General features: G+C 32.0%; 21 protein-coding genes and 1 tRNA gene. 4 read left to right on the top strand and 18 right to left on the bottom strand.

Translation table 11 applies throughout. The annotated features are described in order from the left end of the window. Window positions 1–188 precede the first annotated feature (188 nt). From trxA to EVJ46_05365, 3 genes are all read right to left on the bottom strand, one after another. Complete coding sequence (gene trxA / locus EVJ46_05375) at window positions 189–524, bottom strand: thioredoxin (GenBank protein RZD16450.1); 336 nt, start codon at window positions 522–524, stop codon at window positions 189–191. Window positions 525–603: 79 nt separating this feature from the next. Beyond that, the gene (locus tag EVJ46_05370; GenBank protein RZD16449.1) at window positions 604–1,662 is read right to left on the bottom strand and encodes an ATP-binding protein; all 1,059 of its coding nucleotides are present in this window, start codon (window positions 1,660–1,662) and stop codon (window positions 604–606) included. Window positions 1,663–2,303: 641 nt separating this feature from the next. Continuing rightward, window positions 2,304–3,575, bottom strand: a complete 1,272-nt coding sequence (locus EVJ46_05365; GenBank protein RZD16648.1) for a radical SAM protein — start codon at window positions 3,573–3,575, stop codon at window positions 2,304–2,306. A gap of 196 nt (window positions 3,576–3,771) precedes the next feature. Between EVJ46_05365 and panB the strand changes: the two genes are divergently transcribed. Both panB and EVJ46_05355 read left to right on the top strand, forming a co-directional pair. Then, the gene (panB, locus tag EVJ46_05360; protein RZD16448.1) at window positions 3,772–4,563 is read left to right on the top strand and encodes a 3-methyl-2-oxobutanoate hydroxymethyltransferase; all 792 of its coding nucleotides are present in this window, start codon (window positions 3,772–3,774) and stop codon (window positions 4,561–4,563) included. Between the two features lie 258 nt (window positions 4,564–4,821). Next, window positions 4,822–5,970 (top strand): hypothetical protein, encoded by a 1,149-nt coding sequence (locus EVJ46_05355; protein RZD16447.1) that lies wholly within the window; start codon window positions 4,822–4,824, stop codon window positions 5,968–5,970. A 233-nt stretch (window positions 5,971–6,203) separates the two neighbouring features. On the opposite strand, the gene EVJ46_05350 is transcribed toward EVJ46_05355, so the two are convergent. Next, window positions 6,204–6,280 (bottom strand) — tRNA-Arg (locus EVJ46_05350). Window positions 6,281–6,583: 303 nt separating this feature from the next. Next, window positions 6,584–7,636 carry a hypothetical protein gene (locus EVJ46_05345; protein ID RZD16446.1) on the bottom strand — a complete coding sequence of 351 codons (1,053 nt, stop codon included), beginning with the start codon at window positions 7,634–7,636 and terminating at the stop codon, window positions 6,584–6,586. 585 nt (window positions 7,637–8,221) lie between these two features. On the opposite strand from EVJ46_05345, the gene rpmB reads away from it, so the two are divergent. After that, window positions 8,222–8,419: a 50S ribosomal protein L28 gene (rpmB, locus tag EVJ46_05340; protein RZD16445.1), complete on the top strand. Its 198-nt coding sequence runs from the start codon at window positions 8,222–8,224 to the stop codon at window positions 8,417–8,419. A gap of 102 nt (window positions 8,420–8,521) precedes the next feature. Here the strand turns inward: rpmB and EVJ46_05335 are convergent, their stop codons facing one another. From EVJ46_05335 to EVJ46_05285, 11 genes are all read right to left on the bottom strand, one after another. Further along, the gene (locus tag EVJ46_05335) at window positions 8,522–10,936 is read right to left on the bottom strand and encodes a bifunctional (p)ppGpp synthetase/guanosine-3',5'-bis(diphosphate) 3'-pyrophosphohydrolase (protein ID RZD16444.1); all 2,415 of its coding nucleotides are present in this window, start codon (window positions 10,934–10,936) and stop codon (window positions 8,522–8,524) included. A gap of 41 nt (window positions 10,937–10,977) precedes the next feature. Then, window positions 10,978–11,175, bottom strand: a complete 198-nt coding sequence (locus EVJ46_05330; protein ID RZD16443.1) for a DNA-directed RNA polymerase subunit omega — start codon at window positions 11,173–11,175, stop codon at window positions 10,978–10,980. Between the two features lie 172 nt (window positions 11,176–11,347). Further along, complete coding sequence (locus EVJ46_05325; protein ID RZD16442.1) at window positions 11,348–12,019, bottom strand: guanylate kinase; 672 nt, start codon at window positions 12,017–12,019, stop codon at window positions 11,348–11,350. After that, a complete protein-coding gene (locus tag EVJ46_05320) occupies window positions 12,016–12,282 on the bottom strand; it encodes a DUF370 domain-containing protein (protein RZD16441.1) in 267 nt (88 codons plus the stop codon). Before EVJ46_05320 ends, EVJ46_05325 begins: the two co-directional genes overlap by 4 nt. Before the next feature lie 288 nt (window positions 12,283–12,570). Continuing rightward, a complete protein-coding gene (locus EVJ46_05315) occupies window positions 12,571–13,725 on the bottom strand; it encodes a D-glycero-beta-D-manno-heptose-7-phosphate kinase (GenBank protein ID RZD16440.1) in 1,155 nt (384 codons plus the stop codon). Window positions 13,726–13,749: 24 nt separating this feature from the next. Continuing rightward, window positions 13,750–14,844 (bottom strand): glycosyltransferase family 1 protein, encoded by a 1,095-nt coding sequence (locus EVJ46_05310; protein ID RZD16439.1) that lies wholly within the window; start codon window positions 14,842–14,844, stop codon window positions 13,750–13,752. 60 nt (window positions 14,845–14,904) lie between these two features. Continuing rightward, a complete protein-coding gene (locus tag EVJ46_05305; GenBank protein RZD16438.1) occupies window positions 14,905–15,861 on the bottom strand; it encodes a glycosyltransferase in 957 nt (318 codons plus the stop codon). Next, on the bottom strand, window positions 15,858–16,907 hold the full coding sequence (waaF, locus tag EVJ46_05300; GenBank protein ID RZD16437.1) for a lipopolysaccharide heptosyltransferase II: 1,050 nt from the start codon (window positions 16,905–16,907) through the stop codon (window positions 15,858–15,860). Before waaF ends, EVJ46_05305 begins: the two co-directional genes overlap by 4 nt. A 38-nt stretch (window positions 16,908–16,945) precedes the next feature. Further along, a complete protein-coding gene (locus EVJ46_05295; GenBank protein ID RZD16436.1) occupies window positions 16,946–18,157 on the bottom strand; it encodes a GNAT family N-acetyltransferase in 1,212 nt (403 codons plus the stop codon). A gap of 47 nt (window positions 18,158–18,204) precedes the next feature. Beyond that, window positions 18,205–19,626, bottom strand: a complete 1,422-nt coding sequence (locus EVJ46_05290; protein ID RZD16435.1) for a glycosyltransferase family 9 protein — start codon at window positions 19,624–19,626, stop codon at window positions 18,205–18,207. A gap of 50 nt (window positions 19,627–19,676) precedes the next feature. After that, window positions 19,677–20,474: a polysaccharide deacetylase family protein gene (locus EVJ46_05285; protein ID RZD16434.1), complete on the bottom strand. Its 798-nt coding sequence runs from the start codon at window positions 20,472–20,474 to the stop codon at window positions 19,677–19,679. A 174-nt stretch (window positions 20,475–20,648) separates the two neighbouring features. Here EVJ46_05285 and EVJ46_05280 point away from each other — a divergent pair, with 174 nt between their 5' ends. Then, on the top strand, window positions 20,649–21,518 hold the full coding sequence (locus EVJ46_05280; GenBank protein RZD16433.1) for a glycosyltransferase family 2 protein: 870 nt from the start codon (window positions 20,649–20,651) through the stop codon (window positions 21,516–21,518). Window positions 21,519–21,786: 268 nt separating this feature from the next. On the opposite strand, the gene EVJ46_05275 is transcribed toward EVJ46_05280, so the two are convergent. Both EVJ46_05275 and mtnA read right to left on the bottom strand, forming a co-directional pair. After that, window positions 21,787–22,776, bottom strand: a complete 990-nt coding sequence (locus EVJ46_05275) for a branched-chain amino acid transaminase (protein RZD16432.1) — start codon at window positions 22,774–22,776, stop codon at window positions 21,787–21,789. Window positions 22,777–23,290: 514 nt separating this feature from the next. Continuing rightward, a complete protein-coding gene (gene mtnA, locus EVJ46_05270) occupies window positions 23,291–24,463 on the bottom strand; it encodes an S-methyl-5-thioribose-1-phosphate isomerase (protein ID RZD16647.1) in 1,173 nt (390 codons plus the stop codon). Window positions 24,464–24,505: the final 42 nt, after the last annotated feature.

Below are 24,505 nucleotides of genomic sequence, written 5' to 3'. Positions count from 1 at the left end.
TGTCTGATTAAGAAAGATGTCTGATTTATTTTATTCCCTGTCATGCCTGCGTCTGCTGTTGTGTGGGTTTATAAAAAAACAATAGGGTATTTGATTTATTTCCTTGGAATAAATCAAATACCCTATTGTTGAGAAATCAACATTTTTAATCTTACTAAGCTTTATTCTTAATCGTTTTATTCTTAATCTTAATTTGATATAGCTTTATCTATCATTTGTTTAAAAGCAGCTTTAGGAGCAGCGCCGACAATCTGGTCAACAACCTTTCCTTTGTTAAACAATATTACGGTAGGAATACCCCTTACGCCATATGAACCAGGGGTAGCTTGATTTTCATCAACATTGACCTTACCGACTTTTAAAACATCACCGTAATCAGCAGCAATTTCATCAATAACAGGAGCTACCGCTCTGCATGGCGCGCACCATACTGCCCAAAAATCAACCAATACAGGTTTTGCAGATTTCAAAACCTCGGCATCAAAATTGCTGTCTGTAAAAGTCATGACTTTATCTGAAGCCATAAATAAATCCTCCTCATTAAATTTAATTTTATTTTATTGCTATTTCTATATCTATCTATTCTTTTTTATTTAATGCAAATCAAGCTCTTTGTTCGGTTCTTAAAATAAGCTCATCGGAAATTTTGCTGAATACTGCTTTAACCTCTGGATTTCTGTCTTTAGTCATAAAAGGCTCTCCGGAATCGGATAATTCGCAGATATCTTCAATTATCGGTATTTCTCCAAGAAAATTTACACCTAATTTTTCCGCAGCAGTTTTCGCACCGCCATGTTTAAATATGTCGGAACGTTTTCCGCAATGCGGGCAGACAAAATAACTCATATTTTCAACTATTCCAAAGACAGGAACATTAACTTTATCAAACATTCCCAATGCTTTCTTTGCGTCAATAAGCGATATATCCTGAGGTGTTGAAACAACAATAGCAAAATTTATCGGAACGGTTTGCACAAGCGTTAACTGAATATCACCGGTGCCAGGAGGCAAATCGACGACAAGAAAATCTATATCGCCCCATTCAACATCTTTTAGAAACTGGGTCGTGACCTGCATTACTATCGGACCTCTCCATATTGCAGGCGTATCCTCCGGTATCAAAAAACCGAGCGACATTAATTTTATGCCATATTTTTCTATAGGAACAATCCGTTTATCTTCGGTTAATTCAGGTCTCTGGTTTATTCCCATCATCATAGGAACGCTGGGACCATACATATCGGCATCCATAAGACCTACTTTTTTGCCCTGCTGAGCTAAACTAATAGCAAGATTTACGCTAAACGTAGACTTGCCTACTCCGCCTTTTCCGCTTGCTACGGCAATTATATTTTTAACGCCTTTTATTGGAGATTGTTCATCAAAAGGATTTTTCCCGTGCCCTTCGCCATGACTGCTTCCGCAGCCGCAAGAACCGCCGTCTTCTTCATCGTCATCGCCGCCGCAGCCGCAAGAACCGCCGTCATGACTATGTCCATCTTCTCCGCAGCCGCAAGAACCGCCGTCTTCATCGCGGTGATAGCCATGATGCTCCTCTTCGTGTCCGCATCCGCACGAACTGCCGTCATGATTTCCGTCTGTTCCGCATTCACAATCAATATCTTTACCGTCTTTTGTTTTGTTCTTATCTAAGTTACCCATAATATCTCCTGAAATTTAATTTAATTTAATTGTTTTCTATTTATTTACATTACATTACTATATTATATTATATTATATTATATTATATTATATTATCCTCTCCACTTGCACTACTTTATTTAATTTTAATATTATATCAACCTAATAACTATAACTTACAAACCGAATTAAATGTTTATTAAATATCTATATATATAAATACTATCATAAATAATTAAAATATTCAAGAATATATTAACACCTTAATCCTGCAATAGAAAGTTATTTGCTCGGAAAAGGTGTCAGATTAATTTTTTTGCAAATATTTTCTTTGTTAATTGAACTACTTCATATGCAAAAAAAATAAAATCTGACACCTTTTCCTTACACCTTTTCCTTCTGCAATGAAAGTTATCTTTTACTTAACGAGCAAAGAAATGCATAAATATTTTCTATTGCAGGATTAAGGTAACATACTTTATATTATCATATCTTTATGTTATATCTCTTGAATATTGTATAGCTTATATATTATCTTACACGTTTTCTATTGCGGCTTAATACAATCATACTGACAACATACTGACAGTTCAAGGGCGTCATCAGTGAATAAAGAAATTATTTGCAAATTTTCTTACTCGGTTATTCAATAATCAATTAAATCAAGCCGATAATTTAAAAGCATCCATAAAAGCGCTAACCGAAAATTCAGCTTTACCAGGGCCCGCTTCTCCATATCCTTCCGGTATCGGCAGATTATACTTATAATGAATTTCATGCCATTTCAGAAGCAGTTTGATATAATATTCAAGCGGAGCCGGAACATTGCCGAATTTACCTAATTTGCTGGTCTTTTCAGGGCACCACGTAGTATATCTCGGAATAATATTATGCGACATAAATACCTCTAATCCTTCCGCAGTTGATTCAACGGCTTCGTCAACAGTTTTGAAACCGTAAGGTTTTGAAAGTTCAATGCCGGCGACAAAATTGGGAATAACCCTGTAATCGCCAAAAATGTCTACCGCATCTAAAATTCTGCCGACCCATTTATCTCTGCCGATATATTTGCTTTTACCGGGGCACAATTTATCAAACAATTCCTTGTTCCAAATTTCAAAATTAGTGTGATAAATGTAAGCTCCGGCATTTTTTAATCTTTTTAAGTTGTCTTTATCGTGAGCCTGAACAACTATTTTGCTTATCCATTTTCCTTTAAATTTATCTTCAATTTTTTCGAGAAATCTAACATAAAAATCTACCTCACCGTCCCCGTTAAATTTCACTTCGTCTATAATGCTTCCGCCGGTCAGCGTATACGCTTCAGCTTTTGAATCTTTGGACATAGCAATGATATCAAGTGCATCTATTATATCGTCAATTGATTTAACGGCAGAATAAGTTTGGTTTATTTTTCGCTGATTGACATAATTGGAATTCATATCGCAAAACATACACTCAAGATCTTCTCCAAAATACTGGCACATTCTAAAAACGGCAAGATATATTAAATATCCCCATTCTATCGTCGGCGCCAGGTCTCTTACCGATTTTCCTGATGCCGTAGTCTGTATCATATAAGATTTTTCTTCCGAGAATATGACATCAGCAATAAAATCTTCGTTTAAATAAAGCACAGGCTTAATTTTACCGTTATCTCCATCTTCGACAAGTTTTATTTTATATGGAGATGAATTATGAATTCTTACAGAAATTATTGTCCGTTTTAAATCGAAAGGACCTCCTGAAATTGCAATTTCTTCCGGATATTTTTTATTAAGCACTTCTTTATCGTTATCAATATTGAATGAAAAAATAAAATAAGATTTGCTTGAAAAAGCGGCATTAGGCGTCGCTTCGAAATGGATGCCCTGCCTTAAAATATCTTCCTTTACAATTGCTTCAGAATTTATTTCGCTTCCGAAATCGCTAATGTACGCCTCTAATATTTTAAATTCAGATTTTGAGATATTATTCATAAATTTTGATATATTGTCTGCAATTTGATAATTTGATATATATATGTATGATGTGCGGTTACATAATATGCTATAATTATTTAATTAGATATAGATATGTTTATATTCTTTAGATTCTAATTATTTTAACTTAATTAAGGACTAATATCAAATGAAAAGCATAAATACTTTTAATAAAATGAAATCCGACAACGAAAAAATAACTATGATAACGGCTTACGACTTTGTACAAGCGCAAATTGCAGAAGAAGCAGATATAGACATTATTCTTATCGGAGATTCTCTGGCTACCACGATTCAAGGCAAAGAAAACACCTTACCGGTTACGGTTGAAGAAATGATATACCATACGGAGCTTGTAAGGAGAGGTGCAAAAAATTCGTTTATTGTTTCCGATATGCCTTTTATGTCATATCAGATTGACGAAAAAGAAGCCCTCAAAAATGCAGGCAGGTTCGTTAAGGAATCAGGGGCTAACGCCGTAAAAATTGAAGGCGGCATAAACATGAAACACACTATTGTGAAAATAACCGACGCAGGCATTCCTGTCGTATCGCATATCGGTCTCATGCCCCAATTCATCAATACTATGGGGGGATATAAAGTTCAGGGCAGATTAGAATCTGAAATAGAAAAATTAGTACTTGCGGCAGTGGAACTTGAAAAAGCAGGCTCTTTTATGATGGTTCTGGAGGCAATGCCTGAAAATGCTGCGGATGCCGTTCAAAGTGCGGTTAAAATTCCCACAATAGGAATAGGTGCCGGCAGATACACAGACGGACAGGTACTGGTGTTCCATGATGCCGTCGGCATGCTGTCTTCTAAACCTCCAAAATTTGTAAAAAAATATGCCGAAACAAGAAATATAATGATAAAAGCGTTATCGGAATTCAAAGATGATGTTAAAAATAATATATTCCCTTCATCTGATAATATTTATTAATTTAATGTCCTTAATAGACCGTTCAAAATTTTATGTCACTCTAATTTTCTTTTATACTCATTCAGTCGAAAACTATAGTTTTATTGCCGTATTCTATAATTCTGTCTTCAATAAATAATTTTTACGGCTTTTGCAAATACTAATATATTTTTTTATTTACAATTTATTAATACTCAGTTTAACTTACGGTTTTACAATATAAAAATTAATTTAATATCATATATTTTAATCTAATATTATAAATTATAATTATAAAAAATGAGAAAGAAAATATTTCTGCACATAGGAACTCATAAAACCGGCACAACCGCTTTACAAAGCACACTCTCTGTTAACTATAAATATCTTAAGAAGAAAGGCATACTCTATCCTTCTGCCGGAAAATTCGGCAAGTTTGGCGGACACCACAATATTATTGCTCAGCTAAACAATGATATGCAAAATTTTAAAAAGAAATACGGCACGCTTGAAGACCTCTGCTCGGAAATAAAAAGAACTAATTTCCCTGTTGTAATAATAAGTTCTGAAAATTTTCAATGTTTATATTCTAAACCGGATAAACTTCAAATTTTAAAGAATTGTTTTGAGCGATGCGGCTATAGCACCGAAGTAATAATATTCTTAAGAGAGCAGATTCCTTATATGATAGAGCTATATAGAGAACTTCTTAAATACGGACTTGATATCTCTTTTGAAGAATATACAAAAGAAATTTTAGATTCCGGCAAATTTATTCTTAACCCGACAAAAAAATTTTCAGAAACATTTTCCTTTATATATGAAGATACAATAAAAAGTTTCGCAGATGTATTCGGTGAAAAAAACATAAACTGTATGCAATATGCATTTCCTATAGAACCGATATTCTTTAAAGCAACCGGTTTGTCTAACTTATATGAAAATTTAAAACCAGTTACGCGCGCTGATTTAACTAATAAACCCTTGCCTTTTATAAAGGCGCTTGCTTTAGAATATTATAACAACAAGACATCAAAAAACGAAATCCGTGACAAAGTGAAACAAATCGGCAGAAATCATATTATAAGCTGGCCGCTTCCCTCGTTGTATTCCATCGATAATCATATCGAACCATACATCTGCAGAATAAAAACGGAATTTTTTTTTGAAAAGTTTACCGGCTCGAATATCCGCTTGAATGCTAATTATGGTTTGAAATTACCTATTAACAACGAATACTACGCCTCGCCAAAAACACAGCAAACGAGTAAGTATGACTGTTATCGTGACTATTCTGTTAGCGTAGAGACGTTAGCCAATAAGGCTATCGGCATAAGCAAGCTTCCGTTAATAGCGGGAAAAGCCCTACGCAAATTTTACAAATTTTTAAACCCTTTGAAAAGAATATTATATAAATTTGCAGATTATGAATATAACAAGAGGACTTAATAATTTTTTTAAAAATCTTTCCTCTTTGAAAACCCAATCAGAATTTTTTAAGTTATAATGATAAGCAAAATGTTAGCAAAGAGCCGCCAAAAAAGCGTCAAAATGTTCATCTCCGGTTAATACCGGTTCTTCATCCTGCATTTGCCGGCGATAATTTTCATAATGATAAAAATCGTCAAGAAAATTTTTAACGGTGAACTAGGCTTGAAAGACTTAAAATCGCTTGTTTTAAGTGGTGCGCCCGGAGGGATTCGAACCCCCGGCCTGCAGATTCGTAGTCTGACGCTCTATCCAGCTGAGCTACGGGCGCTTTGCTTTAATGCAGATTCTAACCATATTTTATACTATGTTATGCAATGTATCCGTTGACAAAAAAATTGTACGGGCAATACAGACAAACAGCACGCATAAATAACATACAGATAATATAAATATATTATATATATTTATATATAAATTCATACATAGCAAACATATATATTACATATGTAATAATATGAATCTTATACTGTACTATATTGTACTGCATGCCCCAGGAGAAGATACATCTTCTTGTAAAACATTATAGCGCGAGCAAAACAGAATATTACAACGTATTAGCTATGCTTTTTTATTATATCTTATCACCGCAATAAGGGCAATATTTTATTCCAGGCAGCGGCGGTATAGTCATGCCGCATTTTTTGCATATTTTATCGGAATCTAAGCTATTTAACTGTTTATATAATTTATCCTCTAATTTTTCAATAAATTTTTCAAAATGCTTAGAATCTTCCTTTTTGAAATTTTTAGTTATCAGCTCAATAATTACTGTATCTTTTTCGATTCTTTCCTCAAGTTCTTTTCTGTTGATATAAAAATAAACTTTAAATTTATTAATTTCTTTTCTTGTAACCAAATCTTCATCTATAAATTTTTTAAAACTCTGACTGATGATTGACGGTGCAAGTCCTGTCTCGTCTTTTACCCTTTTAGTCGTAATCGGTTTTTTATCATTTTTAAGAAAATGTTTTATAATCATTGCATAAACCATGAATTCAGAAGGACCCATAAGTCTGATTTGGAAATCGTTGATTAAGTACCTGCTTGTCCATAATGCAATAGTAATATAATAAAACTTCTTTAAATTATCGCTTTCGTCTAAAAATTTTGCAAGATTTTTTTCCTGCTCTTCGTTTACTATATTGTTGCTTTTTAACAAATCAATTACGCCGCTTAATAATCTGTTTATAATTATCGTATCGGTTGCATCAAAATTGCAGAATTCCAACGCTTTTAAATTAATAAAATTAAATTTTTGAAGCAGCGGATAAGACAGAATATAATTTGTTTTTCTTTTATCTTCAGTCAAGGTTGATTTTTTAATTAATTTATTATCCTGTAATGTTTTTAAAACAGTTGCGAGATGAGGTGTTGAAATGTACAGTTTATTAAGGTCTTTATAAGATACGACTATACCGTTCTTTTCAAAATCTTTTTTTTCTTTTTCCGTAGAATGGGTAAATTTATAGGCAAAATATGCAAATATAGTAAATTCAATATCGCTGAGATAAGCTATTTCTTTGTTTTCAGGCGGTATATTTGATATTGTGTCTTTTACAAATTTGTCTCTATTCAAAAAAAATAGACTCAAAATTATATAAAATTTAGTTTGAAGATTTTTCATGATGCCTCCGTAATAATTTTAATTTTTTGTTTTAATTTTCTTTTTTGTGCGTGATATATCTTATTGTGATATCATAATAATTTGCGCATTATTTAAAGATTAAAGTATTTGTAACTATCTCTAAACTCTAAAAAGCATCAGTAAATATATATAAATATACAAACATATATATTCATCTATAAACATATATAGATGAATATATGCAAGTATTCACAACTATCCGTAAAGCAAATTATTATCCATAGTTAGTGTTTATTATTTTATCATAAAATTTTATAATGTAAAACAAAATATTTATATAAATTATAAAATATTACAACTAAACACTAAGGTTAGTATACCCTATATAACAGTAAAATATCATATAAAAATATATCACATAAAATATCTTGACTTAAATTTTATTATAAGTATAATATATGACTACAATAAATGAAAAAAGAGAATAAGTTTCCTGATATGCATATCAATTATTCGAATATATAATAATACTGATATGCAATATATATTGCATATATTAAAGTAAAGCGATAATTTATAATCTCACAATAAATAATAACAAATACTATTTAAGGAGCATAAATAATGTCAAGGACCTGCAGCGTTTGCGGAAAAAGCATTCAATACGGCAACAAAGTTTCTCACGCTAACAATAAAACAAAAAAAGTATCCCTGCCTAATCTGCATATAGTAAAAGCCGATTTTAACGGAACACATAAAAAGGTGAAAGTTTGCTCTAAATGTTTGAAAGCCGGCAAGATTACAAAAGTAGTTAGCAAATAAGCAGTCTGCAACCAGCTCTGTTAAGATTATAAAAGCTGTTAGCAAATAAACATCTGGCAAGCAACTCTATTAAGATTATAAAAGCTGTAAGCAACTAAACAATCAGTAAGTAACTCTGTTGACTTTAATAACGCCCTTTATTGTCCTTATAGAATTTAATATATTATCAATCTGTGTAATATCTTTAACCTCAATATCAAAAATATGTATCGCTCTGCCGTCTTTAAGCGTCCTTACCTGCGCTTTTGAAATATTGGCGCCTCTATCCGATATAACAGCCGCAATTTCAGCCAGTATGCCTTTCTTATCTTCGGTAACTATATTTATCTTAGTTTCAAAATAGCCGAGGACTGATGTTGCTCCTGCCGTTTTCCAGCTGACGGTTATAAGTCTGGTTTCATCCTCGCCTATTATATTTTTACAATCAGATTTATGAACTATTACTCCTCTGCCCCTTGAAATATATCCTACGATAGAATCTCCGGGAACTGGATGGCAGCAGCCGGCTATTTTGTAAAGCAAATCTCCGCCAAAAGGCGATGTAATAACGTTTTTGCTGCTTGCAGAAGACTGAATCTTAATTTTTTGAAGAATTCTCTGGATAACATTTCCGGTTTTTTGAGTTATCAGCGATAATCCATCTGAATTTTTAAAACCAGGGATAACCGATGAAAAAATATTTTTAGGAGAATATTTGCCAAAACCTATTCCTGCATACAACTCTGCTTCATCCTTAAGCGAATAATAATTTAGCGCCAGGGCGGTTAATTCATTATATTCAATCTTTTTATTCCCTAATTTTCTGAATTCTTTTTCCAGACTTTCTTTTCCGGCATCGATACTTTCCTGTCTTTCCTGCTGTCTTATCCAGTTTCTTATTTTAGAGATAGCCTTGGAAGATTGCACATAATTCAGCCAATCCTTCGACGGGTGATGTCCTTCTTTAGTTAAAATCTTAACAATATCGCCATTCTGCAATTTATATCTTAAAGGAATTATATTGCCGTTTACAATAGCTCCGGTAGTTTTATCTCCTATTTCCGTATGAATATAATAAGCGAAATCAATAGGCGTCGAATCCTTAGGCAGAGCAATGACATCCCCTTTGGGTGTAAAAACATAAACATCTTCCTGAAAAAGGTCTATTTTTACGCTGTTTAAAAATTCATGCGGGTCCTTAAGGTCTTTTTGAAATTCAACAAGCTGCCTGAGCCAGTTAAATTCCTGTAAATCTGCGCCGCCTGAGCCTGCAGGAGTAATATTTTCTTTATATTTCCAGTGAGCCGCTATTCCAAATTCGTCAATAAAATGCATTTCTTTAGTTCTAATCTGTATTTCTATACGCATTCCTTCAGGACCTATAACGGTCGTATGAAGCGACCTGTACATATTTGCCTTTGGCATAGCAATATAGTCTTTAATTCTGCCTGCAACCGGTTTCCACAAAGAATGGACAGCACCTAGCACTTCATAACATTCATTTATTGTACTGACTATAACCCTCAATGCTATTAAGTCATAAATTTCCTCAAAGCTTATGTGCTGCTCGGTCATTTTTTTATAAATACTAAAAAAATGTTTAGGTCTTCCGTAAATTTCAGCTTCTAAAAAATTATGTTTAGAAAGATTTGCTTTTAAGATATCTGCAACCATTGCAATATATTGCTCTCTAGATAATTTTTTACTGCTGATTTTTAAAGAAAGGTCTTTATATACAGCCGGATTAAGATATTTCAGCGAAAGATCTTCCAGTTCGCTTTTAATTGAGAATATACCTAATCTATTTGCTAAAGGAGCAAAGATATCAAGCGTTTCCTGGGCTATTTTAATTCTTCTTTCTTCCGATAAAAAATTAAGCGTTCTTAAATTGTGCAGTCTGTCCGCCAGTTTAATGATGATAACCCTTATATCTTTAGCCATTGCAACAATCATCTTACGGATATTTTCAGCCTGAACCTCTTCGGAAGATTTAAAAGAAAGTTTGCTTATTTTTGTAAGTCCGTCGACTATAAAGGCAATTTCATCGCCAAATTCTTCTTTTATCTGGTCTAATGTAACAAGGGTATCTTCTACTGTGTCATGAAGAAGTGCCGCAACTATAGAAGCGCAGTCCATTCTGAGACTTGCAACTATTGAAGCCACTTCTATAAGATGGGTAAAATAAGGCTCTCCAGATTCTCTCAACTGTCCTTTATGAACTGTTTGAGAAAAATCGTAAGCTTTTTTTAAAAGTTTAAATTTATCGCTTTGTATATCATTTAAATCAATATCTGTTATGTTATTAATGCTGCTTTTAAAATTATCCCTCAAAATATTTGTTGCATTAAATTCGTTGGATATTTTAATAGCTTCAGTTTTATCGTTATCTATTTTATAAGTGTCTATTTTATTAATATCTGTTTTATTAATGATTATATCAGAATCCGTTTTATTAATATCTGTTTTATCAGCATCTGTTTTATCAGTATTTATCTTTTTTGTTTCCGTTTTAGAGCTGTCTGCACCGGCAATATCCATATTTTTATCCGGACCTATTTATCAACTATTTGTCAAAACTATTATAAAATATCTTTATTAACAGGGACAACGTATCCCGCTGCTATCTCTCTTAAAGCAACAACGACAAACTTATTTTTTGAATTAATCTTAGGTTTAGCCCCGTTAAAAAGCTGCCGCACTCTCTTTGCGGTGATTATAACTAAAGCAAATCTATTTTCAACATTAATAAGACAATCTTCTACGGTAACCCTTGCCATTATAGTCTCCTCATAGTATTATTACATACAGTATTTATATTAACAATATTAACTTTAATTAATTGAATTAAAATAAATTGAATTAATTGAAATTCAACGCCTCACATCCCATAATCGGCATGCGTTTATATGACTGGTGCATATTCTCGGCGAATAAAGATAAAAATTTAAATTATAAAAAAACGTTTTTGCATCTTTCTGCTATTATTATAGACCTGAGTTTTGAATATGCTTTTTCAAGAATATTATTAGTAACGGTATAATTATAAAAACGGCTTTTCTCTATTTCATAATTAGCGGCTTCAAGTCTTCTCTTTAATTCTTCTTCTTTGATTTCCCCTCTTTTTTTTAATCTTTCTATTAAAGCTTCTTCAGACGGCGGCTTTATAAATATTCTGACTAAATTAAATAATTTATGGATTTCATCATAATATTTTCTTATCTTCTCCGCACCCTGAACGTCTATTTCTAAAAGCGTATCAAAACTCGGCTTATGAAGAACTGATTTAACCGGAGTTCCGTATTTATTGCCAAAAACATTTGCCCATTCTATAAATTCGTTATTAGCTATCATACGTTCAAATACTTCATCGCTGACGAAATTATAGCTTTTGCCATCAGTCTCTCCAGGTCTTATAGCCCTCGTGGTATATGAAACACTTAGTTTTAAATCCGTAAATTCGGCTGCCAGCATTTTACAAAGTGTCGTCTTTCCGGTTCCTGAAGGAGCAGATATTACAAAAATAATGCCTTTAGGTAAATCATCTTTAGGCAAAACATTTTCAGATAAATCGCTTTTTAGTGAATCACCTTCAGACAAGTCGTTTTTAAACAAATGATTCATAATACAGCATTTTTTTCTTTAGGAAGACTCTCTTCTAATCTGGCTATAATTGTTGCCGCATTTAAGGCTGAAAGAATTATATGTCCCGAGTCTGTGATTATTATAGTCTTAGTTTTTCTGCCCTCAGTGGCATCAATTAGATGATTGCCGTCTTTTGCCGTCTCTCTCAATCTTTTCATAGGCGAAGAACCCGCAGAAACTACAGATACTACTCGAGCAGAAACTATTATGTTTCCAAAACCTATATTTAACAAATTATACATATTTTAAGTTTTATTATTACAAGTTTTTATTCCTCCATTATAGCACAATATCAGCAAGATATTAAATATATTTTTTATTATTCTAAAATTATAATCCATTAATATTGTTACATTTTATTTATTATTTTGTAGTCCCCATAGAAATTTTTACTGCCCCGTAAATATAGTAATATCAATATATTGCTGATAATTATGGTGAAGTTGGGTTAAAAGCTGCTTTAAAATATACTATGCAATATCAGTTAAATTTAATAAGTTTTTTTATTTAGTTTTTTTTATTTTTTTAATTTATTTGTTTAACGGGTTTGATTCGCATGAAGCAAGCGATAATTCTTTAAATATCTCGTCTGCGCCGACAGCATACGTTCCAAGCTGAGACACGGCAATACCGGCGGCTATATTTGCAATATAACATGCTTCATAAATACCCGCTCCGGCGCATACTGCGGCAGTTAACGTCGATATAACAGTATCTCCGGCGCCTGTTACATCAAAAACATTTTTTGCCCGTGCTTTTAAATGCATCTGCTTTTTATTATCATTTCCATATCCGTTTTTCTCTTCATTTTTTTTCTCTTCATTGCTATTATCTTTGGTTTGAATATGTTTAGCTTCATCATTATTTTTTTTATTATTATATTTATTATCTCTATTTTTCTCTTTATCTTTATTATTATTGTCTTTATAAAATAAACTCATTCCCAATTCTCCGCGGGTTATCAGCAAATTGTCGGAATTAACTTTTTTTAAGATTTTTTGGGATGCTTTGAGCAGAGTTTTTTCATCTTTTATAACAATACCGGAACCGCCTGAAGCTTCGTTTGTATTCGGCGTTAATATTGACACATTTTTATAAAATTTAAAATTTTCAACTTTAGGGTCTAATGCAATAAATTTATTTTTAGATTTTAGAAAATCAGTTAATTCATTAAAAAATCTTTGTTCAATTACCCCCTTTCCGTAATCAGAAATTATAACCGCATCGAATTCATCAATTAGAGATTTAATATTATCTAACAATCTGGAATAAATTCTTTTTTTAAAATAACCGGTATTTTCCTTGTCAAACCTGACTATTTGCTGGTTATGCGCTATAACCCTTGTTTTTATAATAGTTTCAAAATCATCAGATTCTATAACGGCAGATGAATCAACGGACTGTTTGTCAGCCATTTGCTTAAATATATCGCCGTTATAATCCTTTCCTATAACACCTGCGATAAAAACTTTAGCTCCTAATCTGGAAACGTTATTCATTACATTAGCTGCGCCTCCGGGCAAAAGTTTTTCATATTTAACATTGACGACAGGCACAGGCGCTTCAGGTGAAATTCTGCTTACAGTTCCATAAACATAATGGTCAATCATTATATCGCCCACAACAAGTATTCTGGCTTTATTAAACTTTTTTATTATTCCAAGCAATTTGTCGTTGTTTAACATAATTTAATTTTGAATTTTTAATATTTATTTTTTTTCTAATATTTCTTTAAATAATTTTATTGTATTGTCTGTCATTAAATCAAGATTAAATTTTTCTAGAACCGTTTTTCTTGCTTCAGCGCCGTATTTAAATATTAACCTTTTATCTTTTATGAGTTCAAACACCCTGTCTTTTATAGCTATCGTATCACCGATATCTACAACAAATCCGCTTATTCCATCTTCTACAACTTCAGGCATGCCTCCGGCTTTAGAGACTATAACCGCTTTCTCCATCGACATAGCTTCAATCAGCGATAACGGCAGACCTTCTTTTAGCGAAGGAAAAACCAGAATATCAAGTTCATTTAAAAATACGGCTAAATTTTTATCAATAAAACCGATAAAATATACATAATTATCAATATTAAGTTTAAGCGTCTGCTCCATTAAAACGTCTTTTAACTTGCCGGCGCCGGCAATAAAGAATCTTACATTTTTTGTTTCTTGTAATATTAAATCGGCTGAATCCAAAAAAATACTTACGCCTTTTTCGCCGGAAAGCCTCGAAACCATTCCTATATTAATGATATCTTCACCTGAAATATCTTTTTTTCTGAAATCTCCTTCCGTATTTTCAATGTATTTTTTTTTATAATTGTTAGGATTAAATTTATCTATATCAATACCGTTATAAATAATATGAAGTTTTTTTTCTGGGAAGTTCTGAGATTTCAAATTTAAATAGACTGCTTTTGAAACGCATATTACGTCTTTTGATGCGTTATACTGTCTTTTTTTATTGATTCCGTGCGCAGTTGCTACACTTTTTACGCCGGTTATACTTCCGGCGGCGGCTCCCATAAAATTTGCTTTTGAAAGATTTGTATGAATGATTTCAATATTATATTTTTTTATTAATTTAGTTATTTTTAAAATAGAAAAAAAATCAAATTTAAATCTTGCATTTATCACATCATAAGATAACTTATTATTAGTGAGCATATCCTTAAATTCTTCATTATTTCCGGTAATTACATGGACTTCATGACCTTTTTCAATTAATTTTTTTGATAAATTTATGACATAATTTTCTGCTCCTCCGATATTTGTCGGCGTAATAATCTCTAGTATTTTCATATTAGTTAGGCAAAAGTCAATTATGCTATTTATTCATTATTTTTAAAGTTAATTAATTAATTAGTTAAAATTAAAAAATTTTCTTATTTTATTTGCAGCATTTTTCGATTCATTTATTGAATCTTTTACTATGCGGTATATAAACATTTTAAAGAATTGCCTGATTCCTTTTTTCTGCGGCATAAAATTTTTAAAATCGTCTATGTTCCAATTTTGAGCAGCCGCAAGTTTTCTAAAAGGCTCCGGATGAAAATCAAGATTCCGCTTGTCTATTCTTTCTAACCAGCTAAAATCTGAATAGATATATTTATCTACCCTCGGGTCGAAATTTGAAACCCAGTTCTTGAAAAAATTCAATATTTTTCCGTTGTACAATTCTTCCATAGCTTTTTCTTTTTTATACATGCTTGCCGGATTTTTAGCCCTGCCGTAATGATACATCGTAGCCGAATCCAATAAAATCGCATTCCCGTTTTCTACATGAATTTTATTTCCGTTTATATCTTTAAAACCCATTGCATCGCCCCATGATACAACCGTTTTATCATTCCTGATGATTCGCACTTCTTTATCGTAAAAAAACTTTTTCTCCGATTTTTTAGCATAAGAGAAATAGCCTCCGAAAAAATGAATATAATTAAATTCAAAACCTTTAATCTCTCTATTGTTTAAATTATCATCCAGCGCTTTTACTATAGCAGAATAGTCTTTTTCATGAATTCCTTCATCGCCCTGAATATATAAACCGTAATCTCCAGTTATATGACTTATTGCAGCATTTGTTTTTTCTGACATTATAGAACCTTTTTTTTCGGTTTGTTTCCAGTCGGAGTCGAACAGTTTTATTTTAGGTTCTTCTGCCTGCAGTTCAATTAATTTTTCCCTCGTTCCGTCATTGCTGTCGCAGACAACAACTATAAACTCATCGCAGATTGGGAGCGCCGACCGTATAGATTCTATAAACGGATAGCCCATTAATATACCGTTTCTGATAAACGTAAAACCTGATAATTTCATATTTTCAGCTCTTTCATAGCATCCGTCAGGTCGTACAATTCAATATCGCCCATACAATCAGGATAATCGTTTTTTAAAAAACTTTCTTTATTGCATGTATTTAAAAAACAGTGATAACAATCTGTTTTTTTATCTATAACATAGCTCCCGTCATTCTCAGGACCGCATATTGCAGGGTCTGTTGAACCGAAAAGCGCTATTAAAGGCGTATTGATAGCCGATGCAAGATGCATTACTCCATTATCCACCGCAACTACCAGCTTAGAGATTTTAATTAATCCTCCAAGCACATAAATATTAGTAATACCGGTTAAATTGACGGTTAATTTCTTATCGCTTACCAGACGATAAATTTTATCCGCAAGCGGAATATCTTTTTTTGAACCTGTAATTATCACATAATAGCCTAATTTATTAAGATATTCGGCAAATAAAGAAAAAAGTTCAGGATTGGCTTCTTTTGAACTTCTTGTTGAACCCGGTGAAAACATAACAATTCTATCGCCGCCGGCATCGGCGGTATCAATATTTGAATCTTTCAACAGATTTATTGCCGTCTTTATGTCCTCTTCAGCAGGAATATATATAAGCTGTCTTGAATTATATTTCTCCGTAATTGAAAAAACATTAATGAATTTCAACGCTCTGTCTATATTGTGAATTTTTTTATCATTCTTTATTTTATAGTTATAAAATAAAAATGTTTTAAAATTGCTTATCCCGATTCTTTTTTTTGAAATAAAAAAAGACAGCAGCGCAAATTCGAAAGATGTTAAAAAATTTATGCACGCGTAAAAATTATATTTTTTCAATTCTTTATATAGGTTATAAAGATAAAAAATATTTGCTATGCCTTTATGTTTTTTTCTTTCAATAACTTTATAAACATCAGGATTCCTATATAATAACGGCGCAGCCGTTTCAGAAACCAGCACATAAATATTGGCATCCGGAAACTTTAATTTTAAGGCTCTTATAGCCGGAGTCAGCATAAGCACGTCGCCAATATAATTTAATCCTATAATAAGGAAATTTTTTGTCTGCATATTATATTGCTATATATTACATCTTAACATTAAATAAATTATTTTTTTCTGAAAAAATTTAAAAAATATTCCTTAGTCTTATTTTTTACTTCGTTATTAAAAAACAAGTTTAGTTTGAATATATAAAAAATAAATTTGCTTTTATATAAATAGAGTTTATAATTTTTTCTCTTTATTCCTAAAAATCTTTTTTTATATTCCTCTCCGCCTTTTAAAAAGTCAAATTCCGAATATTTTTTATCTATTGCTTCATTAATGTTATAGTAGGTTAAAACTATACCGGGATGCAAATCGGAATATTTTGTGTCAAAACCCGGCAGGTAGACTTGTCTGTTTCCTGCATAATCAAAACAAGCGGCGGCGGATATAAATTCATTATTATACTTTAAAAATGATAAAGCTAAAATATTACTTTTAAAAAGACTGCCGAATATTTCTTTAAAAAATGATTTTATTTTACTGCTGCTGAAAACTCCGCCGTGTCCTTTCTCGTTCCAACGTTTTTGATGTAATTCAAAAAAATTATCTAAAAACAAATCTAATGAATTACTATCTATATTTTCAGGACTGATATATTCAACTGATTTTTTTTTAGCTTTTTCAACCCTGCTTAGTATATTATATCTCTGTTTAGAATTAAACTGCTTCATATATGCGTCTATCCCGTCCGGTAATTTTATATAATAACAATCACCGCTTTCTTTATATGTTAAAGAATAGATTGCCTGCTTATCTCTATAGTTATATTGATATTTATGTTTATTATCGTTATTTGTATTATCCATATTTATGTTATCGTTATTTATATTTGTATTTATATTCATATTCATATTCATATTCATATTCATAAGCAATAATTCCGACACCTGTTTTAAAAATATTATATTTGCGATATGATTTTCTCTAATTGCGGTTAATATTTCTATGACAATATCTTCAGGATTTGACTGTTTATGGATAATAATATCTAAATAATCAGAAAAATCATGGCTTATAAACATTACTGCTTTAAAAAACAAGAAAAAATTTTTGATAAAAAATGGCGCTATGGCTTCAATTTTATTGTTTTTGTCATAAATACATACAATAAAAAGGCTATTTCTTTTTTTGCCGTCTAAAAAATATTTAACCCATAAATATATCCAATCATATGTTAGAAATACACTGTTGTTCCTGCTTTCCTGCAAAAGCGCATCCCATTCATCTTTTAAATCTTCCAGTTCTTCTATATTTTTTATAATTTTTATCATTAATTAAATTTATTAATATTAATATAATAAATTAATAAATATTTTGTTTATCTTACGTTTCCTTTTTGTTTGTCTTGATTATCTGAAATTAATTTAAAAACATCGCTTACGCAGATTTTTTTCATACATAGTGCGTATGTTTCTGAATTTACATTTAATTCTATATTTAAATTTATCTTATTGATATCGGAATCAAGAACTTTATTTGTCTTATTTATATTGTCAGCATAATTAACATTAGCATTAGCATTAGCGTTAGCGTTAATGCTGCCATTATTATCGCTATTATTCTTGCCATTGACATTTATGCCCCTCTTTCCGTTAGCATAGGAACTTACGCCGGCATTTACATCAGCATTAATATTATTAATATCTGCAGCTGGTTTAGCAGCAGTCCGAACAGAATTAATTTCCTTTCTATCTTCTTTTTTGTCTGCCAGAATACATGATTTACTAAAACAGGGTGAGCAAATAAGACCGCTTTTTAAAATTTTAATATTGTCTTTTCCGATAGGTCCGGTCAATTCAGCGCTTGTCGGTCCGAACAGCGAAATTATTTCAGGACCGTTTTCTACGCTTGCCGCTATATGCATAAGCCCTGAATCCCCTGTTATAAAATAATCCATTTTTGCGATTAGCTCTTTTGCCTGCATCAAGGTAGTTTGGCCTGTTGCATCCGCAATTAGTTTATATACCGCATCTGCCGCGCTTGCAGCTGTACTTGTGCCTGCAAAATTGCTGCATAAAATACTTATTATATTTTTTGCTGAAATTTCATCTTCTTTGCCGCCGAATACTACAATTCTGGCATCATATTTTCTTAAAATTAATTCAGAAAGTTTAGCGAAATACTCGGCAGGCCATTTTTTTGTAGCCCACGCTCCGCCGGGATTAATTCCGACAAAGACGGTATTTCTAAAGGCATTGTTATCGGATCCGAATTTTTCTGATATAAATTTATTTGCAAACTCTTCATCTGCTTTATTTGTTTTAAATATCGGCTTTATACTGTCAAGAACGGCTCCTCCCGATGACGCCGCAAGATATAGATAAAATTTTGCCGCATGCTCCGGTTTCCTTCCTTTTCTGTTAATTTTTTTATTGGATAAGAAACCGAGATTTGCATATTCTTCAACATATCTTTCTTTTGCGCCGCTTAGAAAGGCAAACAAAGATGTCCTGTCAACACCCTGCAAATCCACAGACATATCGTATTTATCAGATTTAAGCGTCGCTACTAATTTTAAATAATCCTTTAATCTATAATTTTTCTTATCAATAACAATTACTTTATTTATATTCGGATTTAATAAAGCTATGTCCTTTGACTTATCCTCTATCAGCCATGTTATAAAACTTTCAGGATAAGCCCTTCTTATTGACTCAATAGCAGGGGTTGCAAGCAGACAATCTCCGATTGAACTTAGCTTAATAATCAGTATATTTTTAATATTTTGTTTTTCCGTCATATATTATGAATAAATTAATAAATTAATAATAAAAAAAATAAATTAATAAATTAATAAAAATATTTTACTTTAAATATTTTCTTTTTAAATTTAAAAAAATCCGTGTTGTGCCTTATAGCCACCCTTCTTAACGCAAAAAAATCGGCATTATTTTTTACTATACCTGTTTTAGTTATAACCGCGCCTTCAAATCCGGCTTTTGCGACTAATTTTTTTACACTTTCGTTGTAATCGCCGTAAGGATAGGCAAAAAAATTAATATTAATATTTAATTTTTCTTCAAGAATTTTTTTTGAATCCAAAATTTCTTCGTAAGCATTTTCTTCCGGAATCATAGTTAAATGCGGATGCGTTCTTGTGTGCGCTCCAATTTCTATACCGGCTTTTATCATCTCCCGAAGTTCGTCCGGTTTGAGCATTTCATCTTTAATTTCTCCGTTTTTAATATCCCAGACATTTACATCTCCTATTAAATCTGAAACCATAAAAACGGTTGCATTTACATTATTGTTTTTTATAATTTTTAGTCCTTTTGTATAAATAGACCTTGAGCCGTCGTCGAAAGTAATTGATACAAATTTATTTTTTTCATTTTTTGATGCATCTGCGGCAAAATTATAATTGCCTGAATCTGAGTTTAAATTATTCAAATCAGAATAATATTCATTGTCGTAAAGCTGTTTCATTTCACTGAGCGTCAAAAAAACATATCCTTTATTTTTTAAATATTTAATCTGTTTGTCAAAATTTTTTTCGCTTACATATAGCCCCGGGAATTTGGCTTTTTCTGGATAATCACCTATTTTATGATAAAGCAAAATAATAAACTTTCTTTTAAAATAATTCATTATACCGAAAATTAGCGTTTAAATAAAAATTGCGTTAGTGTATAATTAAGTAAGAAGTTATAAAAAAATAAAACAGCAAATTAAACTTACTGCTTGCAAAAACTAAAAAGTGCTACAAACAAACAGTACCGGCACATAAAACAATATCATCCGATATATAAAAAAATAAATATTATGACGAAAAAAACAAATACCTACGAAAATATAATCACAGCCGCATCCGCAAATACAAATAAATACGCTGAGACCGGTATGACCGGCGCAGCAGCAGCTGCAGCTAAAACAACGGCAACGGCAGCTGCAAACATTGCGAATAAAGCGGACAAACCTTCATTGTCGATAGTAATACCGGCTTTTAATGAAGAAAAACGGATAAAATATACAATATCAAAATTACGAACTTTTTTAAAGCTAAAAAAATTCAACTATGAAATTATTGCCGTTGACGACGGAAGTACCGACAATACTATCAATGCGTTGAAAGATATTTCAAATGCAGATTTAAGAATTATCACAATTACAAAAAGCGGTAAAGGCGCAGCTGTTAAATCAGGAGTGCTCGCGGCAAACTATGAATATATTTTTTTTATGGATGCGGATTTATCAACCGATGAACAGGAAATATCAAGGTTTATAAATATATTTAAAAATGAACCTGATGTTGATGTTATAATAGGCTCAAGGTATTTGCCGGAAAATTCTACGATAATTCAGCCTCCGTTTAGAAATATGGTCGGAAAAACATTCAGCCTGTTAAAATCGCAATTGCTAGGTCTGAATTATTACGATTCGCAATGCGGATTTAAAGCGTTCAGAAAAGAAGCGGCGCAAAAAATATTTTCAAAAGTAACCGTTAAAGGCTTTTCTTTTGACGTTGAAGTACTTTATATTGCGGAATTAAATAAAATAAAAGTTAAAGAAATAGGAGTAGAATGGTGTCATAGGACAGGGGGTCATGTAAATATTATGATTGATTCGATACCTATGATTCTTGATTTGTTTAAAATATATCTTAAAAAAAATTATTATCTCAATCAACAATGAATCTGATTGACGAATCTGATCGTCTTAAAAAAAATTATTACCTGAATCAATAATAATAAACCTGATTATCTCAGTGTTATTTTTTAACATTTCTTCTTAACTTAAGTCCTCTTTCGTAAGACAGAGGTGCTTCACGTTAAATTTTCTTAAATCATCTCAGCTGTCAATAGCCAGCAATAACTAAATAGCCGCAAATTCAAACTGTTATCCTATACTTCATTTGTCATTAGTCTGCAAATATTTATATATGTATATATATGTATAAATATTAAACCTTAGTCAGCCATTTACTATACTTCTTATTTTCTCCTTTGACTATTTTAAAAAACATGTCCTGCAGTTCTAATGCAACATTGCCTGCCTTTCCTTTACCTATCTTTCTGTCGTCAATTTCCCTTACAGGGGTAATTTCTGCAGCAGTTCCCGTTAAAAAAACCTCGTCTGCAATATACAACTCATCCCTGGTTATTCTTTCTTCCTTTACCGGTATTTTCATCTCATTCTGAATAACTTCTATTGCGCCGTCTCTTGTAATTCCGGGCAGAACCGACGACAACGGCGGGGTTTTAATATATCCGCCTGAATAAATAAAAATATTTTCTCCGCTGGCTTCACACACAAAACCTGAAGTATCAAGCATTATTGCTTCATCATATCCTGCAGCTACCACTTCTTTTTTGGCAAGTATCGAGTTTATATACTGACCGGTAGATTTTGACATTCCCATGAAAGTATTTACATGAAATCTTGCATAAGAAGAAACTTTTGCCCTTATGCCGCCTCTCAATGCTTCTTCTCCGAGATAAGCTCCCCAGACCCACGCAGAAATTGAGACCTTTACGTCGTATTCTTTAATAAAAATCCCTAATCCGCCGCCGTCTCCGATATAGACTATGGGTCTAATGTAGCATTCTTTAAACTTATTGACTTTTACCAACTCAACAACAGCATTAAAAATCTCTTCTTTAGAAAAAGGGACTGTAATTTGAAGAATATGGCTTGAATTAAATAGTCTATCTATATGTTCTTTTAATCTGAATACGGCAGAACCGCCATGCGATGTTTCGTAGCAGCGAATACCCTCAAATGCGCCAAGCCCGTAATGCAAACTATGAGAATTTACTGAAATATTTGCGTCGCTGTAATCAACAAATTTTCCGTCCATCCAAACTTTAGAACCGTTAAATGGAGAGATTCCTTCCGTCTTAACAGTTTCAACATCGCTGTTTTTTTTAGCCTTAGCTGCCGTTTTTGCCATGATTATTTTCCTATTTTCCTTAAATAAATTTTATTTTATTATAGAAATATTTTTACATTTCTACATTTCTACATTTCTACATTTCTAAGCTATCATAAAATATCGGGTAAATTAAATCAACAGAAGATGTTATTTTATTACAGAAATATTTTTATTAAACCAACTTAACCGCTTTTATTATTCTAAAATTATAACCAATTGATATTATTATATCTTATTTTTTATTTTGTAATCCGCATAGGCATTTTTATTGCCACATAAATGTAGTAATATTAATATATTGCCGATAATTATCGTAAAGTTTGGCTAATATTCTTATCATGATTTATGTTTCTTAATGTATTATAAATGTATTATAAATTATAATTATCTATTCATCAGCATTTATTGCTTATCGGCAATTCAATTTATGAATATAAATATAACAGTTTTATAATTTTTTGTAAATAGCGAATTATAAAATTGGTATCTTAAATTGGTGTCTGTCACCAATTTCTATATTTTTCTAATTTTTCTAATTTTTTAACTTCTTGAATAATTCCGCAATTGATTTATTATACGGAGACTTAGCTATACCTTCTTCCGTGATAATTGCACTAATATACTTGTTAGGAGTAATATCGAATGCGTAATTCAATACATCGACGTTTTCAGGAGCTATTTGTTTTCCGAATACGGCAGATACTTCTTTTCCGTCTCTTTCCTCAATCGGAATTTCTTCTCCGGATTTAATATTTAAATCAATTGTAGAAAGCGGAGCGGCAACATAAAACGGTATATTATTTTCTTTTGCAAGAACGGCAACCTGATATGTGCCTATTTTATTAGCAACATCTCCGTTTGATGCTATCCTGTCAGCGCCTACTATCACTCCGTCAATCATTCCTTTACGCATCAGCAGTCCCGCAGAGTTGTCCGCAATAAGAGTAACGGGTATATTGTCGCTCATAAGTTCCCATGCCGTTAATCTTGCGCCCTGCAGAAACGGTCTCGTTTCATCGGCGATGACTTTAATTTTCTTTTTGTCTTCGATAGCAGCTCTTATAACGCCAAGCGCGGTGCCATAACCGGCGGTGGCTAACGCACCTGCATTGCAGTGGGTTAAAATTGTAGAACCGTCATTAATTAACGATGCGCCGAATTTGCCCATTTTTTTGTTTATTTCAATATCTTCATTATAAATATTTACAGATTCTTCTCTTAATGTTTTTAATATATTACTTATGCTGCTGCTATCACTTCCGATAACAATTTTTTTCATTTTTTTTATTGCCCATTCTAAATTAACGGCGGTGGGTCTTGCCTTAAACATCTCATCGCATATCTTTAAAAATTTTATTTTAAACTCTTCGTAATCACGGGCATCCTCATTATTACTGTTATTATTGCTGTAATTGATTACAGTTTGAATGTTATTTGATGTCCTGCAGCCTTTTTTTTTATTGCCGGTGCTGCATTCAACGTCGAGCTCAGCATTAGCGCCGCGTCTGTCGATATTTTTGCCGCTGCTTAAAATCCCCATTTTTGCGGCAATATCTTTAGCGCCGATATATAGCCCGAATGCTGCTGAAACACCTATTGCAGGAGCGCCTCTGACGACCATTTTTTTAATTGCGCCGATTACATCTCTATATGTTTTTAGCTTTAGATAGATAACCTTGTCGGGAAGTTTCCTCTGGTCTATCATTTCCACAATATCATCGTCCGTGAGTTTTAAAGTATAGAAAGA

The organism is Candidatus Acididesulfobacter guangdongensis, assembly GCA_004195045.1.
GTDB classification, from domain to species: domain Bacteria; phylum SZUA-79; class SZUA-79; order Acidulodesulfobacterales; family Acidulodesulfobacteraceae; genus Acididesulfobacter; species Acididesulfobacter guangdongensis.
The sequence above is the reverse complement of the archived record's forward strand: the minus strand, read 5'-3'. Positions and strand labels throughout refer to the sequence as shown.

Coding starts and splice junctions, on each gene's coding strand:
- EVJ46_05280 (RZD16433.1), top strand. CDS start 20,649: ATGACGAAAAAAACAAATACCTACGAAAATATAATCACAGCCGCATCC.
- EVJ46_05345 (RZD16446.1), bottom strand. CDS start 7,636: ATGAAAAATCTTCAAACTAAATTTTATATAATTTTGAGTCTATTTTTT.
- EVJ46_05355 (RZD16447.1), top strand. CDS start 4,822: ATGAGAAAGAAAATATTTCTGCACATAGGAACTCATAAAACCGGCACA.
- EVJ46_05305 (RZD16438.1), bottom strand. CDS start 15,861: ATGAAATTATCAGGTTTTACGTTTATCAGAAACGGTATATTAATGGGC.
- EVJ46_05325 (RZD16442.1), bottom strand. CDS start 12,019: ATGAATCATTTGTTTAAAAACGACTTGTCTGAAGGTGATTCACTAAAA.
- EVJ46_05285 (RZD16434.1), bottom strand. CDS start 20,474: ATGAATTATTTTAAAAGAAAGTTTATTATTTTGCTTTATCATAAAATA.
- trxA (RZD16450.1), bottom strand. CDS start 524: ATGGCTTCAGATAAAGTCATGACTTTTACAGACAGCAATTTTGATGCC.
- EVJ46_05315 (RZD16440.1), bottom strand. CDS start 13,725: ATGTTAAACAACGACAAATTGCTTGGAATAATAAAAAAGTTTAATAAA.
- panB (RZD16448.1), top strand. CDS start 3,772: ATGAAAAGCATAAATACTTTTAATAAAATGAAATCCGACAACGAAAAA.
- EVJ46_05310 (RZD16439.1), bottom strand. CDS start 14,844: ATGAAAATACTAGAGATTATTACGCCGACAAATATCGGAGGAGCAGAA.
- EVJ46_05275 (RZD16432.1), bottom strand. CDS start 22,776: ATGGCAAAAACGGCAGCTAAGGCTAAAAAAAACAGCGATGTTGAAACT.
- rpmB (RZD16445.1), top strand. CDS start 8,222: ATGTCAAGGACCTGCAGCGTTTGCGGAAAAAGCATTCAATACGGCAAC.
- EVJ46_05330 (RZD16443.1), bottom strand. CDS start 11,175: ATGGCAAGGGTTACCGTAGAAGATTGTCTTATTAATGTTGAAAATAGA.
- EVJ46_05370 (RZD16449.1), bottom strand. CDS start 1,662: ATGGGTAACTTAGATAAGAACAAAACAAAAGACGGTAAAGATATTGAT.
- EVJ46_05290 (RZD16435.1), bottom strand. CDS start 19,626: ATGACGGAAAAACAAAATATTAAAAATATACTGATTATTAAGCTAAGT.
- EVJ46_05335 (RZD16444.1), bottom strand. CDS start 10,936: ATGGATATTGCCGGTGCAGACAGCTCTAAAACGGAAACAAAAAAGATA.
- EVJ46_05320 (RZD16441.1), bottom strand. CDS start 12,282: ATGTATAATTTGTTAAATATAGGTTTTGGAAACATAATAGTTTCTGCT.
- EVJ46_05295 (RZD16436.1), bottom strand. CDS start 18,157: ATGATAAAAATTATAAAAAATATAGAAGAACTGGAAGATTTAAAAGAT.
- mtnA (RZD16647.1), bottom strand. CDS start 24,463: ATGATAGACCAGAGGAAACTTCCCGACAAGGTTATCTATCTAAAGCTA.
- waaF (RZD16437.1), bottom strand. CDS start 16,907: ATGCAGACAAAAAATTTCCTTATTATAGGATTAAATTATATTGGCGAC.